Source organism: Streptomyces sp. NPDC087270, assembly GCF_044744625.1.
Taxonomy (GTDB): domain Bacteria; phylum Actinomycetota; class Actinomycetes; order Streptomycetales; family Streptomycetaceae; genus Actinacidiphila.
Window position 1 is genome coordinate 23,701 of sequence record NZ_JBIUYR010000027.1, and the last position, 16,666, is coordinate 40,366.

Annotated in this window: 14 protein-coding genes; 6 read left to right on the forward strand and 8 right to left on the reverse strand. The window is 74.8% G+C overall.

The window, feature by feature from the left end:
* Positions 1–631: 631 nt before the first annotated feature.
* The 3 genes from ACIPAE_RS36415 to ACIPAE_RS36425 all read right to left on the reverse strand — a co-directional run bounded on the left by ACIPAE_RS36415 (position 632) and on the right by ACIPAE_RS36425 (position 3,147).
* Complete coding sequence (locus tag ACIPAE_RS36415) at positions 632–1,690, reverse strand: helix-turn-helix domain-containing protein (RefSeq protein WP_329368054.1); 1,059 nt, start codon at positions 1,688–1,690, stop codon at positions 632–634.
* A gap of 311 nt (positions 1,691–2,001) precedes the next feature.
* Positions 2,002–2,283 (reverse strand): Sec-independent protein translocase subunit TatA, encoded by a 282-nt coding sequence (tatA, locus tag ACIPAE_RS36420; RefSeq protein WP_329368053.1) that lies wholly within the window; start codon positions 2,281–2,283, stop codon positions 2,002–2,004.
* A gap of 531 nt (positions 2,284–2,814) precedes the next feature.
* Entirely contained in the window at positions 2,815–3,147 is a 333-nt protein-coding gene (locus ACIPAE_RS36425; RefSeq protein WP_329368051.1) for a cupin domain-containing protein, read from the reverse strand.
* Between the two features lie 531 nt (positions 3,148–3,678).
* Here ACIPAE_RS36425 and ACIPAE_RS36430 point away from each other — a divergent pair.
* A complete protein-coding gene (locus ACIPAE_RS36430; RefSeq protein ID WP_402451261.1) occupies positions 3,679–7,080 on the forward strand; it encodes an AfsR/SARP family transcriptional regulator in 3,402 nt (1,133 codons plus the stop codon).
* 16 nt (positions 7,081–7,096) lie between these two features.
* Here the strand turns inward: ACIPAE_RS36430 and ACIPAE_RS36435 are convergent, their stop codons facing one another.
* The 3 genes from ACIPAE_RS36435 to ACIPAE_RS36445 form a co-directional block, all read right to left on the reverse strand.
* Positions 7,097–7,777, reverse strand: a complete 681-nt coding sequence (locus ACIPAE_RS36435; protein ID WP_402451263.1) for a hypothetical protein — start codon at positions 7,775–7,777, stop codon at positions 7,097–7,099.
* A gap of 298 nt (positions 7,778–8,075) precedes the next feature.
* The gene (locus tag ACIPAE_RS36440; RefSeq protein ID WP_329368047.1) at positions 8,076–8,342 is read right to left on the reverse strand and encodes a DUF6295 family protein; all 267 of its coding nucleotides are present in this window, start codon (positions 8,340–8,342) and stop codon (positions 8,076–8,078) included.
* 7 nt (positions 8,343–8,349) lie between these two features.
* A complete protein-coding gene (locus ACIPAE_RS36445; protein WP_402451266.1) occupies positions 8,350–9,129 on the reverse strand; it encodes a dienelactone hydrolase family protein in 780 nt (259 codons plus the stop codon).
* Between the two features lie 50 nt (positions 9,130–9,179).
* On the opposite strand from ACIPAE_RS36445, the gene ACIPAE_RS36450 reads away from it, so the two are divergent.
* Both ACIPAE_RS36450 and ACIPAE_RS36455 read left to right on the forward strand, forming a co-directional pair.
* Positions 9,180–9,734 (forward strand): MarR family winged helix-turn-helix transcriptional regulator, encoded by a 555-nt coding sequence (locus tag ACIPAE_RS36450; RefSeq protein ID WP_402451268.1) that lies wholly within the window; start codon positions 9,180–9,182, stop codon positions 9,732–9,734.
* Between the two features lie 232 nt (positions 9,735–9,966).
* Positions 9,967–11,631 carry an MFS transporter gene (locus ACIPAE_RS36455; protein WP_329368042.1) on the forward strand — a complete coding sequence of 555 codons (1,665 nt, stop codon included), beginning with the start codon at positions 9,967–9,969 and terminating at the stop codon, positions 11,629–11,631.
* 127 nt (positions 11,632–11,758) lie between these two features.
* Here the strand turns inward: ACIPAE_RS36455 and ACIPAE_RS36460 are convergent, their stop codons facing one another.
* Both ACIPAE_RS36460 and ACIPAE_RS36465 read right to left on the reverse strand, forming a co-directional pair.
* The gene (locus tag ACIPAE_RS36460) at positions 11,759–12,655 is read right to left on the reverse strand and encodes a sigma-70 family RNA polymerase sigma factor (protein WP_402451270.1); all 897 of its coding nucleotides are present in this window, start codon (positions 12,653–12,655) and stop codon (positions 11,759–11,761) included.
* Positions 12,656–12,864: 209 nt separating this feature from the next.
* Positions 12,865–13,401, reverse strand: a complete 537-nt coding sequence (locus ACIPAE_RS36465) for a hypothetical protein (protein WP_402451273.1) — start codon at positions 13,399–13,401, stop codon at positions 12,865–12,867.
* Positions 13,402–13,783: 382 nt separating this feature from the next.
* On the opposite strand from ACIPAE_RS36465, the gene ACIPAE_RS36470 reads away from it, so the two are divergent.
* From ACIPAE_RS36470 to ACIPAE_RS36480, 3 genes are all read left to right on the forward strand, one after another.
* Complete coding sequence (locus ACIPAE_RS36470) at positions 13,784–14,527, forward strand: hypothetical protein (RefSeq protein ID WP_402451275.1); 744 nt, start codon at positions 13,784–13,786, stop codon at positions 14,525–14,527.
* Positions 14,528–14,637: 110 nt separating this feature from the next.
* Positions 14,638–15,867 (forward strand): sensor histidine kinase, encoded by a 1,230-nt coding sequence (locus tag ACIPAE_RS36475; protein ID WP_402451277.1) that lies wholly within the window; start codon positions 14,638–14,640, stop codon positions 15,865–15,867.
* Positions 15,864–16,604 carry a response regulator transcription factor gene (locus ACIPAE_RS36480; protein WP_366412789.1) on the forward strand — a complete coding sequence of 247 codons (741 nt, stop codon included), beginning with the start codon at positions 15,864–15,866 and terminating at the stop codon, positions 16,602–16,604. The genes ACIPAE_RS36475 and ACIPAE_RS36480 overlap by 4 nt, the downstream gene beginning before the upstream one ends.
* Positions 16,605–16,666 lie beyond the last annotated feature (62 nt).

Sequence of the window (16,666 nt, forward strand, 5' to 3'; positions counted from 1 at the left end):
TTGCTCGCCGTTGTCGGGTGTCCGTTCCCCCCTGCCCGGTACGGGTGCCTGTGCGCTGCGGAGCAGCCGCACATACCCAGGGGCGCGGGGAACTGCGCGACCAGCCACGGTGCCGGGGCACTGTGGGACGGCGGGCAAGCACCCCCAGGGGCGCGAGGAACTGCGCCACCAGCCACAGTGCAGCAACACCCTGGGACGGCGAACAACCACCCCCAGGGGCGCGAGGAACTGCGCCACCAGCCACAGTGCAGCAACACCGTGAGACGGCGAACAACCACCCCCAGGGGCGCGAGGAACTGCGCCACCAGCCACAGTGCAGCAACACCGTGGAACGGCGAACAACCACCCCCAGGGGCGCGGGGAACTGCGCCACCAGCCACAGTGCAGCAACACCGTGGAACGGCGGGCAAGCACCCCCAGGGGCGCGGGGAACTGCGCCACCAGCCACAGTGCAGCGGCACCGTGGGACGGCGGGCGAGCACCCCCCAGGGGCGCGGGGAACTGCGCGACAAGCCAGAGCGGGCCGTCAGAGGAGGACGAGGCAGCTACCCCGCAGGGGGGTGCGACCCACCACCGGCGGGTGGTCCCTGGGCCGACAGGACGGGGGCACCCGGGGGGGTCAGGGGCGGGATCAGAGGGTGCGGGTGGGCCAGTCGAGGAGGCGGGCGCCAAGGGCCGCGGTTTCGAGGGTGTAGCGCTGAAGCGCGTCGTCCGGGTCGAACCCGGTGAGAGAGGCGATGCGTTCGAGCCGGTAGGACAGCGCGCGCACGCTGAGGTCGAGCCGGCGCGCAGCCTCCGCGTTGACGTAACCGGCGGCGGCGTACACGGAGATGGTCTCGACGAGCGGCTGGGCGCCGCCGCGGGCGTGGACGAGCGGACCGAGCACGGTGCGGACCAGGTCGGACATCGCGGCGCGGTCGCGCATGAGGACGGGGAAGACCAGCAGGTCCGCGGAGTTGAGCACGGACGCGGTCAGGCCCAGCCGGTGCGCGAGGTCGAGGGCGCTGAGCGCCTCCTCGTAGGAGCGCACCACTCCGGCGGCGCCGCTGTGCGGGCGGCTGATGGCCACCCGCCCGGCGGCGGCGAGCTTGACGAAGGCGTCGAGGGCGGGCCGCTGCTCGGTGGGGGCCACGCAGACCAGCCGGCCGTCCTTCGACGCGATGAGCAGGTCGTGGTCGCCGAAGCGCCCGGCGAGCTCGCGCTCGACGCGGTGCAGCAGCGGGTGCGTCTCGTGGTACGGCTCGTCGGCGGGCGGCGCGGCGACGGCGACGACATGGCGGTCGGCCAGCCGCAGCCCGAAGCCCTCGGCCTGCTCGGCGATCCGGCCGGGATCGCTACGGCCGTAGAGGAGGTCGTCGATGAACGTCCGGCGGGCCGCCTCGGCACGGCGCACCGCGTGCCGCTGGGCCCGTGCGTGCCCCTCGGCGAGGGCCGCGATCCCCGTCTCCAGCGCGGCCAGTACGGCGCCGCCGACCTGGCGCAGCTCGCCCGCGTCGCGCGCCGCGGCCACGCCCGGCAGGTGCGGCCAGGCCCGCCGGGCCTCGGCGAGGTGGACGGCGGTCAGTTCACGCAGCCCGAACCCGGAGTCGGCGGCGTGTTCGCCGAGTACGCGGCGGCTCTCCCGCTCCGCGCGGGTGAGGGTGCGGCAGCTGCGGGATATCTCGGCCAGCGTCTCGGGGAAGCCGGCCACGAACTCCGGGGGTACGGCGCCGTCGCCCGTCGCGTGCCCGGTCCGACCCGCGCGCCCCGAACCGCCTGGGTGCCCCGGCCCGTCCCCGCTGCCGTGCCCCGTGCTCGTACCCGCCCCCGACGACACAACAGGCCCCCTCGCTTCGCTTCCCGTACCCGGACGTCCTGAACGTACCAAGACTGCCGGGTCCCGGAAGCGGGGGGCCTGTCACGGGCGCGGGGACCTGCCGGAGCGCGCGGGGCGCGTCCGGTGCCGGCGCCGCGCTCCGCCGCCGGCGGTCACGGCCTGGGGTGCGCCCGCACCCCGGGCCGCTACTTCACCGAGCCGGTCGCGGGCTCCTGCGTCTGCGCCTCGTTGGCCGTCACCACGTCGCTGGGGGTGATCGCGTCGGGCGCCGGGGTGGTGGAGGCGTGCGGCGTGGCGCCGGCGGGCGTCGCGTCGTCGCTCTTCATCGCCTTCGCCTCGGACTTCAGGATGCGCATCGACTTGCCGAGACCGCGGGCGGCCTCAGGCAGCTTCTTGGAACCGAACAGCACGATGACGACGATCGCCACCACGATCAGGTGCCACGGCTCCAACCCGTTTCGCAACATGGGATGATCCTCGTTTCGTTATGGCCGACTCACAGCTCTCTAGTGTCGCATTGTCACCCGGCCACCGTTGCCGACGGCTACCCGGGTACTCAAAGCATGCGCAAAAAGCTGGTGAACGGGAAGACCCAGCCCCCCTTGTCCCGCGTGCCGGACACCCTCACCCCACCCCGCCACCCCCGCTCCGACCTGCGCGGAAGCGCTCGTACGCGACCGGACGGCGGGTTTCCGCAACGGCGGCGAGCGGCGCCGCGAATCCGCCCCAATCGGACAGGGCGGGGCCGGGCGAGGCGGCCGTCCGGCGGAGCGGAGGGCCGGGCGAGGCCGGGGCGGCGGCTCGTAGCGCCGGTCCAGGTCAGGCCGTCAGCCGTGTCCCGGGCAGCCGGTCGGCCGGTCCGGGTCAGCCCGTCAGCCGGCCCTGGGGCGGCGGGTCGGCCCGTCCAGGTCAGCCCGTCAGAGCGGTCAGGCGGTCAGGCGGTCAGGCGGTCAGGCGGTCAGGCGGTCAGGCGGTCAGGCGGTCAGGCGGTCAGGCGGTCAGCGGAGCGTCGCGACCGTCAGCAGGACCGCGCTGTCCTCCAGCGCCTCCAGGCCGTGCCGGGCGTGCGGAAGCACCAGCAGGTCCCCGGCCATCGCCTCCCAGACGTCGTCGCCGCAGGTGAGCCGGACCCGGCCGCGCAGCACCTGTAGCGTCGACTCCCCCTGGGTCTCGTGGTCGGCCAGAGAGGTGTGCGCGGTCATCGCGATGAGGGTCTGGCGCAGCGCCTGCTCGTGGCCACCGTAGAGGGTCTCCGCGCTGCGGCCGGTGGAAGCCTCGGCGGCCTGGCGGAGATGTTCGCGTACCTGGGCGTCCAGGGAGAATTTACGCATTCCCCGAGTCTGGCAGCGGCGGGGACCGGCGCCCCGCAACGCCATGCCGACGGCGCGGGGCGAGCGGCCGGCGGGCGGGTTCGGGACGCGGTTCGGGACGCGGTTCGGGACGCGGTTCGGGACGCGGGTGCGGGATGCGGTCCGGGATGTGGGTCCGGCCGCGACACAGGTGCCCCCGTTCGCGGAAGGTGGGCTTCCACGCACACCCGCAGCGGCCGAACCCGACTCCGTCATCATGCGGAAGGGCGCCAACCGACCGCTAACATATGGCTAACGTTTCGTCCCCACAGCGTCGGCCGTCCCCTCGGTTCCGACCCGGTGCCGCGTCGTCGCGCGCCACGGTGGACGTCCGGCGGGCGCACCCGGCGGCCGATCCGGGTACGGCAGCGGGCGGTCTGCCGCCCAGGAGCCACCGCCCCGAGGACGCGCGCGACGGCACGGAACGCGGCGAAGGCACGCGCGAGGTGGCGCGACATCGGCGTCCGGCGCCGCGGGCACGTTCGCGACTGATCCGGCCAGGGAGGCCCACGGATGCGGTTCGGCCTGCTCGGCACCGTCACGGTCGTCGCCGGCGGCGACCCGGGCGGAGGCATGAGCGGGAGCACGGGCGCAGACGCGGGCGGTGACACGGGCCAGGGCCTGCCCCGGCCGGTCGGGTCGGCGAAGGTCCGCGCACTGCTCGCCGCGCTGCTGGCCACCCCCGGCCGCGCCGTGCCGCTGCACCACCTCAAGTCCGCGCTGTGGGGCGACGCCCCGCCCATCACCGCCACCGCGTCGCTCCACAACCACGTGGCCAGGCTGCGCCGGGTGCTGCACGAGGAGGGCCGGGACGTCTCCCGGCTGCGCGCCGCGCCGCCCGGTTACGTCCTGGACATCGCCGACGACGAGGACGAGTTCGACGTCTGGATCTTCCTCGGCCACCACGCGGCCGCCCGCACCGCGCACCGCGCCGGGGACTGGGCGTCGGTGCTCGCCGAGTGCGGGGCCGCGCTGGCGCTGTGGCGCGGCGACCCGCTGTCGGACGTACCGCTGAGCTCCGACGCGCTGCGGGCGCTCGCCGCGCACCTCACCGAGGCCCGGCTGCTCACCATGGAGTGGCGCTTCGACGCGGAGCTGGCACTCGGCCGGCACCAGGGCATGGCCGCGGAGCTGGCCGGGCTGGCCGCCGCGCACCCGCTGCGCGAGACCTTCCACCGGCAGCTCATGCTCACGCTGCACCGCACCCATCGGCAGGCCGAGGCGCTCGCGGTCTACCACGGGCTGCGCCGCACCCTGGTGGACGAGTTGGGCGTGGAGCCGGACTCCGCGGTGCAGGCCACCTACCAGGAGATCCTGGCCGAGCCGGCGCAGACCCGGGCCGCGCCCGCTGCCCCGGCCGGCGAGCCCGCCGAGGCCACCGGTGGCGGTACGGGCGTGGTCGGCGGGGTCGGCGGGGTCGGCGCGGTCGCCGGGGTGACCGTCCCGGGTACGGGCCGGGGCTCCTCCGGCGGCGCGACCACCGAAGCGGCCGACGGCACCGCGGGACCCGGGGGCGTGCCCACGGTGCCCGGCCCGCCCGCGCGCTCACCCGCGCACCCGGCCGGGGCGTCCGGACCGCCCGGCACCGTCGCCGCGACGCCCGGCGGCGCCGTATCCGTGTCCGAACCCACGCGCGCGTCCGCGCCCGTGCTGCCGGTACCCGTGCCCGTGCCCGGATGGGACCGGCCGGCGCCGGAGCAGGCAGGTGCCGGGCGCACGTCCTCGCGGCCCGGGCAGGACCGCGCCACGCACCGTACCGAGGGCTCGGGTGACACCGGTGAAGGGCCCGGGGGCGGCGACGGCGACCGTCCCGGGGCGCACGACCGGCCCGCGGCCCCCGTCCGGGCGGCGGCCTCGGCGGGGCTCCCGCCCGCTGCCCGCCGCCGCCCCGCACCGGCCCAACTTCCCGCCGACACGCCGGACTTCACCGGCCGCGCCGCCGAGCTCGACACGCTGCTGGCCGCGTTGCGGGGCGGTGCGGACCACCGCGGCCCGCGGGTGGCGGTGGTCTCCGGGATGGGCGGGGTCGGCAAGACCGCGCTCGCGGTGCGCGCCGCCCACCTGCTGCGGGCCGAGTTCCCCGACGGCCAGCTCTACGCCGATCTGCGCGGGTTCGGCGCCGGTGGCGCCCGCAGTCCCGCCGACCTGCTGGCCCGCTTCCTCGGCGACCTCGGCGCGGACGGCCAGCCGCTGCCCGAAGACCCGGACGACCGGGCGGTGTTGTGGCGTGACGCGCTGCACGGCCGGCGCGTGCTGCTGATGCTGGACAACGCGGGCGACGCGGCGCAGGTGGTGCCGCTGCTGCCGGGCGGCGGCGACATCGCGGTGGTCGTCACCAGCCGCCGCACCCTCGGCGAACTGCCCGGCGCCGCGCGGCTGGCGTTGGAGCCGCTCTCCGCCCAGGAGCAGCGGGAGTTGCTGGTCGCGCTCTGCGGCAGGCAGCGGGTGGCGGCCGAACCCGAGGCGGCGGCGGGGGTGTTGGCCGCGTGCGGCGGGCTGCCGCTGGCGCTGCGGATCGCCGGCGCCCGGATGGCGGCCCGCCCCAACTGGCCGCTGACCGCGCTCGCCGAACGCCTCGACGGCCCGGGCGGCTCCCGGCTGCACGCCCTTTCCACCGGCGGCCTCGCGGTCCAGGACACCTTCGCGATGAGCTATGTCGCGATGCGGGACGGCCTGCTCGCCGCGGACCGCGCGGCTGCCCGCGCGTTCCGGACGCTGGGGGTCTGGCCCGGGCACGGGCTGGACCCGTCGGCGGCCGCGGCGCTGCTCGGCCGGACGTCCGCCGGCGCCGCCGACGACGTCCTCGAAGCGCTCGTCGACGCGCACCTGCTGGAGGCGCCGCAGCCGGGCCGGTACAGCTTCCACGACCTGGTCGGCGAGTACGCCGCGGTCTGCGCGCTCGCCGAACTCACCGCGGCGGAACGCCGGGCCGCGCTGCGCAGGATCACCGTCTGGTACGCCGCCACCGTCGCCGCCTCGCTGGCCGTACTCGCGCCCGAGGGGCACCCGTTGCCGCCGCTCGACGAGCAACCGGCGCTGCCGGTGGTCGAGTTCACCAGCGACGAGGAGGCGCTGCGCTGGTGCGTGCGCGAACTGCCCGCGATCAAGGAGGTGATCGCCACCGCGATCACCCAGGGCTGGCCGGAGATCGCCTGGCGCACCGCGGCCGGATTGTTCGGCTACGCGCAGGCGTACTGGTGGACCGGCGAGTGGACCGCCTGCCTGGAGGAGGCGATGGCCTGCGTCACCGCGCACGGCGACGTCCTAGGGCAGGCGTGGATGCACAGCAGGCTCGGCGTCGCGCACGGCATGGCCGAGCGGTACGACGTGAGCCTCGGCCATCTGCACGTCGCCCGCGCGCGCTTCGAGGCGGCCGGCGACCAGCGCGGGGTCGCCGCGATCCTCACCAACCTCACCGCCCTGCACCGCGGCACCGGCGAGTACGGCCTCGCGCTGGAGTACGGCCACCGGTCGCTCGAACTGCACCGCTCGCTGGGCGACTTCGACCGGGTGGCCACGGTGCTGGGCAACCTCGGCGACACCCACCTGTACGCGGGCGACCCGGTGGCCGCCGAGGAGTGCTTCCGTGACGCGCTCGCGGCGTGGCGCACCCGCGGCTCGATGGTCAGCATCGCCCGCACCCTGACCAGTCTCGGCGAGGCCCGGCTCGCCCGGGGCCGTCCCGCCGAGGCGGTCGACGCTCTCGAGGAGACGCTCGCCCTGCTCGACCGGCTCGGCGACCGCGCCACCGCGGCGGACGTCCTGGAGGTCCTCGGCCGCGCGCACCTGGCCCGCGGCGACCGCGCCGCGGCCCGCGCGTGCTGGGAGGAGTCGCTGGGCCTCGCCCGGGCGCACCGGCTGCCGGCGGAGGAGGAGGCCGCGCTGCGCGGCCTGGCCGGACTCGACACGGAGTAGGGTCCGGCGGCCGGTCTTACGGGTGGTACCGCTCGGCGACCGTGTCGGCACCGCCGGACGTGCGGTCCAGGGTGACCCGGACGGTCACGCTGCTCATCTTCGCGGCCTTCTCCAGCTGGCTCTCGGTGCACTTCGTGGTGCCGTAGTCGTCGCTGCCGATGGTCACGTTGCCGTCGGGGCCCGAGCAGATCGCGGCCGCGCCGAGGATCGTCGTCGCGTTGGAGACGTAGAACGCCTGATCCGTGCCGCCGCCTTGCGGCTTGACGATCAGCTTGCCGGGCGCGAGGTACTCCAGGGTGCCGACGACGGTGTGCGCGTTGTCCGCGTCGCCGCCACCGCTGCCGCTGCCGGTGGCGGTGGCGGTGGCGGGGGACGGCGATGGGCAACTGCCGGTCTGCTCACCGATGCTGTTGATCTCGGCGTTGGACCGCGGATCGCCCGCGTAGTCGATCCGGTCGGTGCACTTCTCCCCCGAGTTCCCGGCGGTGCTCGTCCCCGACGGCGCGGCCTGGGTGGAGCCCTGGCCGCTCGTGGCGGTGGGCGGGGTGGTGGCCTGCGTGGCACCCGTGGCGACCGGCGACGTGGTGGACGAACCGTCGGCGGAGTTCCCGTTGTCAGGTCCGCACGCGGTCAACGCCAGCCCCGCGGCCACGAGCACGGCAGTGGACAGACCCCAACGAGCGGTCCTGGTACGCATGTTGTTCCTCTTTCCCTCTCGACGCTGTCGTCCGCCGCGGTGGTGACGGGTTCGATCCCGCCCCCGGACGGGGCGACCACCCGCGGACATGACGACCTTGACATGGACAACTTCCCAAGTCAGCGCCTGTTACAGCTCCGTGGCGCAACGCCACACGCGTCACGACAATCATCACAGGAAGATCGCCAACGGCCGCGCCGGGCCGCTCGGACGGAGCACGCAAGGGGGCCCGGGACAGAAAGGAGCCCGGGCGCGGGGAACGGGCCCGCGCCCGGGCCGACGTGCCGGAGCGGAACGGTCAGACCTGCATCTCCGCCGGCACCGCGGCCAGCGCCTCCTGGATCGCGGCGACCAGCGTGCGCGCGGACTCCGCGGTCAGCTCCAACGCCACCCGGGCGGAGGGCCCCTTGGCCGGATCGGCGAAGTCGACGTTCAGGGTGTGCTCGGCCATCGCGTGGACCGGGTGGTCGAAGTAGACGGTCACGTCGGTGACGTGGAACCACGGGCTGCCGGGACCCTTGGCGCTGCCGTCGACGACGTCCTTGACGGTGGTGTAGGTGCACATGGTCGGGTCAGCTCCGCTCGCTGCCGGCGAGGTGCCGGCCGTAGAACTCCTCGATCCGCTCCCAACCGTCGTTCGCCGCCGCGACGTTGTAGTTGGGGCGGTTCACCGCGAAGAAGCCGTGGCCGGCGCCCGGGTAGGTGTGGAACTCGAAGGCCTTGTCCGACTCGGTGAGCAGGCGGCCGAGTTCGGCGACCTCGGCCGGGCCGGGGTGGGTGTCCTCATCGCCGAAGAGGCCGAGCAGCGGAGCCCCCAGGTCGGGGAGCCGGTCCACGAGGCTGGTGACCTTCATCGGGGAGCCCTCGGGCACCGGGCCGATGACGAAGGCGCCGTAGCAGTCCACCACCGCGTCCACGTCCGTGGCGCAGCCGGCGAGCACGGCCTGGCGGCCGCCCGAACAGTGCCCGATGACACCGACCTTGCCGTTGGAGGTGGGCAGCGCCCGCAGATAGGCGGCGGCGCCGGCCACGTCGCCGATCAGCCGCTCGTCGGGCACGCCGCCCTGCGCACGGGCCACGGCCGCCGCGTCGTCGGGGGCCGCGCCGGGGGCCTCCCGCGTGTAGAGGTTGGGGCAGACCGCGTCGTAGCCCGACTCGGCGAAGCGGCGGACCATCTCCTTCGTCTGCCGGTCGTATCCGGGCATGTGGTGGATGACGACGACACCGCCGCGGCGGGCGTCGCCCTCCGGACGGGCTAGGTACGCCTCGATCGCGTCGCCGCCGTGACCGGCGAGGGAGACGGTGGTCGCGGTCAGCGAGCCGGTGGAAGGTCCGGGGAGGGAATCGCTCATGGGCGTCAGCTATACCATAAGGCTGGACTGATCAGTTTATACTGAAGATCATGTCATCAACCGGCGGTCCTCCGACCGCGACCCCAGCACAGGAGCCGCCGCCGGACCCGCCGCCGCACCCGGCATCGGCCCTGACACCGGCTCAGAGTCCGGACCCGGCCCCCGCCGAGGCGCCGCCCGGCGGCCCGGCCCGTATCGCCACGGACCTGCGGGCCGCGCTCGGCCCGCTGACCCGGCGGCTGCGCACCGTCAAGCCGGACGGCGAACTGACCTTGTCCCAGACCTCGGCGCTGGTGCTGCTGGACCGGGACGGCCCGGCCACCGCGTCGGAGCTGGCCGCGCGCGAGGGGATCAGGCCGCAGTCGATGTGCACGATCGTCGGGGTGCTGGCCGAACGCGGTCTGGTCTCCCGCGCGCAGGACCCGCACGACGGCCGCCGGATCGTCGTATCGCTCACCGACAGCGGCCGCGACGGCCTGCACGGCGCCCGCCGCGAACGGGCCCGCCGGCTCACCCTCGCCATCGGCGAGGAACTGAGCCCGCGCGAGCAGGAGCAGTTGGCGGCCGCGATCCCCCTGCTGGAAAGGATCACCCGACGTGTCTGAGCAGCCGCCGTCCGGCAGTTCCCCCGGGGGACCCGGCCGAGGTCCGGGCGACGGTGCGGGAGGGGCCGCGGGAGGCGGAGCCGGCGATGGCGGGAGCGGCGGCGGTCGGAGCAGCGGCGGTCGGGGCAGCGGCGGTCGGGGCAGCGGCGGTCGGGGCAGCGGCGGGGGCGGCCGTCCCCGCGGTCCCGGCGGCAGCACGGCCGCCACCGTCACCGCCGAGCCGTCCGGCCCCATGGGTGAACGCCCCGACCGCTACAAGTGGGTGGCGCTGTCCAACACCAGCCTCGGAATGTTCATGGCGACGGTGGACGCGTCGATCGTCATCATCTCGATGCCCGCGATCTTCCGCGGCATCCACCTCGACCCGTTCGCAGCCGGGAACATCACCTACCTGCTGTGGATGATCATGGGCTACCTGCTGGTCACCGCGGTGCTCGTGGTGAGCCTCGGGCGGCTGGGCGACATCGTCGGCCGGGTGAAGATCTACAACCTCGGCTTCGTCATCTTCACGCTCGCCTCCATCGCGCTCTCCTTCGACCCGGCGCACGGCACGCACGGCGCGCTGTGGCTGATCTGCTGGCGGATCGTCCAGGCGCTGGGCGGCTCGATGCTGATGGCCAACTCCGCGGCGATCCTCACCGACGCCTTCCCGGCCAGCCAGCGCGGCATGGCCCTCGGCATCAACCAGATCTCGGCGCTGTCCGGGCAGTTCATCGGACTGGTGCTCGGCGGGCTGCTGTCCGCGTGGGACTGGCGCGCGGTGTTCTGGGTGAACGTCCCCGTCGGCATCTTCGGCACCATCTGGGCGTACCGCTCGCTGCGGGAGATCTCCGCGCGCAACCCGGCGAAGATCGACTGGTGGGGCAACCTCACCTTCGCGCTGGGCTGCGGGCTGATCCTCGTCTCCATCACCTACGGCATCCAGCCCTACGGCGGACACACCATGGGGTGGACCAGCCCCAAGGTGCTCACCGGGCTGATCGGCGGCGCCGTGCTGCTGGTCGTGTTCGGGCTGATCGAGACCCGGGTGAAGCAGCCGATGTTCACCCTCCGGCTCTTCCGCAACCGGAGTTTCGCCGCCGGGAACGCCGCCGCGCTGCTCGCCTCCATCGCCCGCGGCGGGCTCCAGTTCATGCTGATCATCTGGCTACAGGGCATCTGGCTGCCGCTGCACGGCTACGCCTTCGAGGACGCGCCGCTGTGGGCGGGCATCTTCCTGCTGCCGCTGACCGCCGGGTTCCTGCTGGCCGGCCCGGTCTCCGGGACGCTCTCCGACCGGTTCGGAGTGCGCTGGTTCACCACCGGCGGGCTGCTGCTCTTCGGTGCCAGCTTCGTCGGTCTGCTCCTGCTGCCGATCGACTTCCCCTACTGGGCGTTCGCGCTGCTCATCCTGCTCAACGGGATGGGCTCGGGGATGTTCTCCGCGCCCAACACGTCCGCGATCATGTCGAGCGTGCCGGCCACGCACCGCGGGGCGGCCTCCGGGATGCGGTCCACGTTCCAGAACTCGGGGACGTCGCTGTCGATCGGCGTCTTCTTCTCGCTGCTGATCGTCGGGCTCGCAGACCGCCTGCCGAGCACGCTCCAGGCGGGGCTGCGGGCCCAGGGGGTACCGGCGGGGGTCGCCCACCACGCGGCGACGCTCCCACCGGTGTCCACGGTGTTCTCGGCGTTCCTCGGGGTGAACCCGGTCGAGACGCTGCTGAAGCCCTCCGGGACGCTGGCGAAGCTGCCCGCCCACAACCGCGACGTCCTCACCGGGAAGGAGTTCTTCCCGAACCTCATCTCCTCGCCCTTCCACCACGGCCTGGTCATCGTCTTCGCGACCGCGGCCGGGATGTCCCTGCTCGCGGCCCTCGCCTCCGCGCTCCGCGGCACGCCGAGCAGCGCGGAGTAGCCGAAGCGGCAGGGAGCAGCCGGAGCGGCGGGGAGCAGCCGAAGCGGCGGGGAGCACCCCACTTCACTTCGGCGGGCGGCGCCCGACACCCGCCGCCCGCCGCTTGCCGCTTGCCGCCCGCGCGGCCCTAGTCCGTAGGGAGGTCGAGTGCGGCGAGGCGGTCGGGGTCGGCGAGCACGTGGATGTGGGTGATGCGGGAGTTCCGCACGGTGAAGGCGACGAGCGCCCGGGGGAAGCCGCCGGCCACCGTGAGGGTGCCCGGGGCGCCGTTGACGACGACCGGGCGCGGCGCGGCCCCCGCCCCGCGGAACAGCAGTGCCTGGCGGGCGACATCGGCGGCGCCGTGCACCTCCTGGGAGACGCCGCGCCCTCCCGCCCCGACGTCCGCGCGCAGCACGACCTCGGGGTCGAGCACGGCGACGAGCCCGTCGAAGTCGCCGTCCCGGGCGGCGGCGAGGAAGGCGTTCACCACCGCCCGCTGCCGGCCCGGATCGGGATCGGGCGTGGCCTCGGCGCCCTGGACGCGCCGCCGGGCCCGGCTGGCGAGTTGGCGCGCGGCGGCCGAGGTCCGGCCGACGACGGGCGCGATGTCGTCGAACGGCACGGCGAACATGTCGTGCAGCACGAACGCGAGGCGCTCGGCCGGGGCGAGGGTGTCCAGCACGATGAGCAGCGCCAGGCCGACCGAGTCCGCGAGCAGCGCCTCCTGTTCCGGATCGAGGTCGTCCGCCGCGCTCACCAGCGGGTCGGGCACGTGCGTGTCCAGGGAGTCCTCGCGGCGCGCGGCACGCGAGCGCAGCATGTCGAGGCAGACCCGGGCGGTGACGGTGGTGAGCCAGCCGCCGAGGTTGTCGATGCCGTCGGGGTCGGTACGGTTCAGCCGCAGCCACGTCTCCTGCACCGCGTCGTCGGCCTCGCTGAAGGAGCCGAGCATGCGGTAGCCGACCGACCGCAGATGGGAGCGGTACTCCTCGAAGTGGCGGGCCAGCAGGTTCGCGTCGTCGCTGTCGTCGCTCGTCGTCAAAGGGTTCACACCTCTCTGACGGGACGGGCGGCGCGGATGTGACCGCCCCGCCCGTCCCCGCCGCCGGCGGCCACCGCTTCCCCGTCCATGCCCGGCATTGTGTCCCCTCCCGGCGCCGATCCCGTGGCACGACCGGCCGCCGGGCACGATCCGGGCCCGCCGCCGGGTACGGCCCGCGCCACCGCCGGGCACGGCCCGGGCCACCGCGCTCAGGCCGAGGCCGCCACGGCCGGCCCCCGGTTCCGCCGGCGCACGGCCGCCGCCTGCGTGGCGAGCGTGAGCGTACGGGTCAGCGTCATCGCCACCGCCATCAGCAGCAGCGAGTCCGTGAGCGCGTCCACGGTGACCTGGTGGTGGATCATCCAGTGCCCGAGCTGCGCGGAGAACCAGTGCTCGGAACCGTAGGAGAAGGCCGCGCGGGCACCGATCACGGCGACCCACAGACCCGCGTAGGCGACGCCGGTACGGCTGACCGGCTTTCCGGTGCGGGGGCTGGCATAGACGTGGGTGAGGCCGGCCGCGGCCAGCCCGGCGACGACCCCGGCGACGACGGCGACCAGTTCCATGCCGAGCCCGTCCCCGTGGGTGGCGGGCGACGCGAGGAACAGCGGGACGATCGCGCCCGACGTCAACAGCGGCCGCAGGATGCGGAAGGCGCCGATCTTGCGGTGCGGCCCGAGGTCCGCCTCCAGGACGGCGAAGAGGACGACGGCGTTGATCACCATGGCTTGGGTGAGCGTGGACATGAGCGGAGTCCCTGTCTCGGAGTGCGCGGAGGTGGTTCGGGGTGGCCGGGGACGGTGGACGTGGTTCGGGGTGGTGGCGATGTCGGCCGGCTCGGCCTTGGAGCGCCGGGCGCCGGGCGCCGGGCGCCGGGCGCCGGGGGGTACGACCCGACCCCCACAGCGTCGGCTCCGCGCCGGTACGACCGCGCCGTAGCACGGGGCGATTCCCGGGGTGATCCGCGCCGCCCGCCCGTCACCCGGTCACCCCGTGCCTCACCCCTGGACGTCACCCCTGGACGTCACCCCGCGGCTCACCCCGCGGTGTGACGCCCGCGCCCGGCCGGCTCCGTAACGTCGCTGGTGGCAGGCCGGACCGGGCCGCCGCTGACCGGAGGAGCTTCCCGTGCTCGAGGTACTGGCCGTGATCGCGGTCGTGGTCTACGTCATCGGCCGCCAACTGCTCGGCGAGTCGCTGCGCGGCAAGCGGGTGCTGCTGCTGCCCGCGATCCTGGTGGTGGTCGGGCTGACCCGGCTGGGCGGCGGAAGCCACCATGTGCGCCCGGTGGACGTGGCGTGCCTGGTCGCCAGTGGCGTGATCGCGGCGGCGATCGGCGCCGGGCAGGGCGCGATGATGCGGCTGGAGAACCGCGAAGGCGGCCTGTGGGGGCGGATGCCGCCGCGCAGCCTGCTGCTGTGGGCCGCCCTGGTCGGCTCCCGGGTGGCCATGACGGTCCTGGCGAGCGCGCTCGGCGCCCACGTGGCCGCCTCGACCGCACCGATCGTGCTGATGCTGGGCGTCAACCGGCTCGGCCAGGCCGCGCTCATCACCCGCCGCGCCCTGGCGATGGGCATCCCGTTCGCCCGCGAGAAGGACGGCTCGGTCTTCCTTTCCGACCAGCTCTCCGGCCTGGGCGCCCGCCTCACCGGCCAAGGCGGTCAGGGCGGTCAGGGCGGTCACCCTCACCCCGGCCGCGACGGCGCCGACGACGGCCGGTACGACCCGTACGACGCTTACGGCCGGGACGACCGCTCCCGCCGCCGGGACACCTACGACCATGACCGGTACGACACGTATGACACGTACGACCGGGGCGACGCCGCCCGCCGTGACCGTACCGACCGCCGGGCCTCGCGGCGGTACCGGTGACATCGGCGCCCGCGGTCGCGCGCGGGAGCCGTACGGCGCTCCGCGGGCCGGGGGCCACCGGCCGGACGCACGGCTCGGGCGCCGAGCACGACCAGGGCTATCGTGCCGAGGTGCTGACTTCCGTGTCCTGGCTGATCCGGGCGCTCGCCTATGCCCTGTTCGGGGCCGACCTGTTCAGCCACCACTCGTACGGTCCGGTGGAACGTCCGGCGGTCGCGATCGCGTACGGCCTGTCCGGGGTGCTGCTCGTGCTGTGGGCGCTGCTGAACGTCGGCGACGGCGGCACCTCGGCGCAGCGGACGACCGTGCTGGCGCTGCTCGCGTCGGTCTCCGGCGCGGTGGCGGTGCAGCCGGGCGCGACCACGATCGTGGGCGTGGGCTTCATCGCAACGATCGACGCGGGCACCGGTATCCGGCGGGCCGAGGGCTGGTACGTGTTCGGCGCGGGGGCGCTGGCCGCGGAGGTCGGTCTGCTGTTCAGCAGCGCGGACCCGAAGGCCGCGCAGGGCGTCCCCCTGCTGTTCGCCTTCGCGCTGCTTGCGGGCTTCAACCGCCGCGCCTACCGGGTCCAGGCCGCACAGAGCAAGGCGCTGCTCGACCAGGCGGAGCGGCTGCGTTCCGAGCAGCGCCGGGTCGCCGTGCTCGACGAACGCACCCGGATCGCCCGCGAGATCCACGACGTGCTCGCCCACTCGCTCGGCGCCCTCGGCATCCAGATCCAGGCCGCCCGCGCCCTGCTGACCGACCACCAGGACACCGACCGGGCGATCGACGTGCTCACCACCGCGCAGCGGATGGCCTCGGACGGGCTGTCCGAGACCCGCCGCGCGGTGCACGCCCTGCGCACCGACACCCCGCCGCTCGCCGAGGAACTGGCGCGGATGGCGGCCACCCACGAGCAACGGCACGGGAGTACGGTGACGCTGACCGTGGTCGGCGGCGCGGCGCCGCTGCCCCCGGACCAGGCGCTGGCCCTGGTGCGCACCGCACAGGAGTCGCTGACCAACGCCGCCAAGCACGCGCCGCACCGGCCCGTGACCGTCGATCTGCGCTACGGGGACCACGACGTGACACTGACCCTCACCAACCCGCTCGGCCGCGGCACCCCGCCGCCCGCCGACCCGCCGCCGGACGCGCCGGACGCGCCGAACGCACCGGACGCGCCGGGCGCTTCCCCGGCCGGGCGGGCCGCCGGCTTCTCCACCGTCGACGGCGGCTACGGCCTGACCGGGATGCGCGAGCGGCTGCTGCTGCTCGGCGGCACCCTCGACGCGGGTCCGGCGGAAGGTCGCTGGAAGGTGACCGCGCGCGTGCCGAGGAACGGGCGGGCAGTGGCGTGAACCCCACTCCCCCGGCGACCGGAGAACCCGCCCTGCGGGTGGTGATCGCGGACGACCAGGCCGCCGTGCGCGAAGGGCTGGTGCTGTTGCTGGACCTGCTGCCGGGTATCGACGTGGTCGGCTCGGCGGCCGACGGCAGGCAGGCGCTCGCGGTGGTCGCCGAACAGCAGCCGGACGCGATCCTGTTGGACCTGCACATGCCGGTGATGGACGGCATCGAGGCCACCCGCCGGCTCACCGCCGAGCACCCGGACGTGGCCATCGTGGTGCTCACCACCTACGCGGACGACCGGTCGGTGCTGGAGACGCTCCGGGCGGGCGCGCGCAGCTACCTCACCAAGGACGCGGACCGGCTGCACATCGCGCAGACGCTGCGCAGCGCCACCGCCGGGCTGACGGTGCTGCACCCGCAGGTGCAGGCCACGCTGCTGGCCGCCGCCGAACCCGACCGGGGGACGGACGCCGGCGCCAGGGGGACGTTCGGTGACCCGGCGGGTTCCGGCCCGAACTCCGCTGCCGAGCCAGGCCCTCGCCCCGAACTCCCGGACGGGCTGACCCGGCGTGAGGCCGAGATCCTGGCGCTGATCGCCCGCGGCCGGAACAACGCCGAGATCGCCGGCGAACTCTTCCTCAGCGGCAACACCATCAAGACCCACATCAACCGGATCTTCGCCAAGACCGGCTCCCGCGACCGCGCCGCCGCCACCCGCTACGCCCAGCGGCACGGCCTGGACTGACCGGCTGAAGAGACCGCCCGGCCCGGCCGCCCGCGGCCCGACACACCTGCCCCGACCGCCTA

Coding starts and splice junctions, on each gene's coding strand:
- ACIPAE_RS36445 (WP_402451266.1), bottom strand. CDS start 9,129: ATGAGCGATTCCCTCCCCGGACCTTCCACCGGCTCGCTGACCGCGACC.
- ACIPAE_RS36425 (WP_329368051.1), bottom strand. CDS start 3,147: ATGCGTAAATTCTCCCTGGACGCCCAGGTACGCGAACATCTCCGCCAG.
- ACIPAE_RS36440 (WP_329368047.1), bottom strand. CDS start 8,342: ATGTGCACCTACACCACCGTCAAGGACGTCGTCGACGGCAGCGCCAAG.
- ACIPAE_RS36430 (WP_402451261.1), top strand. CDS start 3,679: ATGCGGTTCGGCCTGCTCGGCACCGTCACGGTCGTCGCCGGCGGCGAC.
- ACIPAE_RS36455 (WP_329368042.1), top strand. CDS start 9,967: ATGGGTGAACGCCCCGACCGCTACAAGTGGGTGGCGCTGTCCAACACC.
- ACIPAE_RS36450 (WP_402451268.1), top strand. CDS start 9,180: ATGTCATCAACCGGCGGTCCTCCGACCGCGACCCCAGCACAGGAGCCG.
- ACIPAE_RS36435 (WP_402451263.1), bottom strand. CDS start 7,777: ATGCGTACCAGGACCGCTCGTTGGGGTCTGTCCACTGCCGTGCTCGTG.
- tatA (WP_329368053.1), bottom strand. CDS start 2,283: ATGTTGCGAAACGGGTTGGAGCCGTGGCACCTGATCGTGGTGGCGATC.
- ACIPAE_RS36465 (WP_402451273.1), bottom strand. CDS start 13,401: ATGTCCACGCTCACCCAAGCCATGGTGATCAACGCCGTCGTCCTCTTC.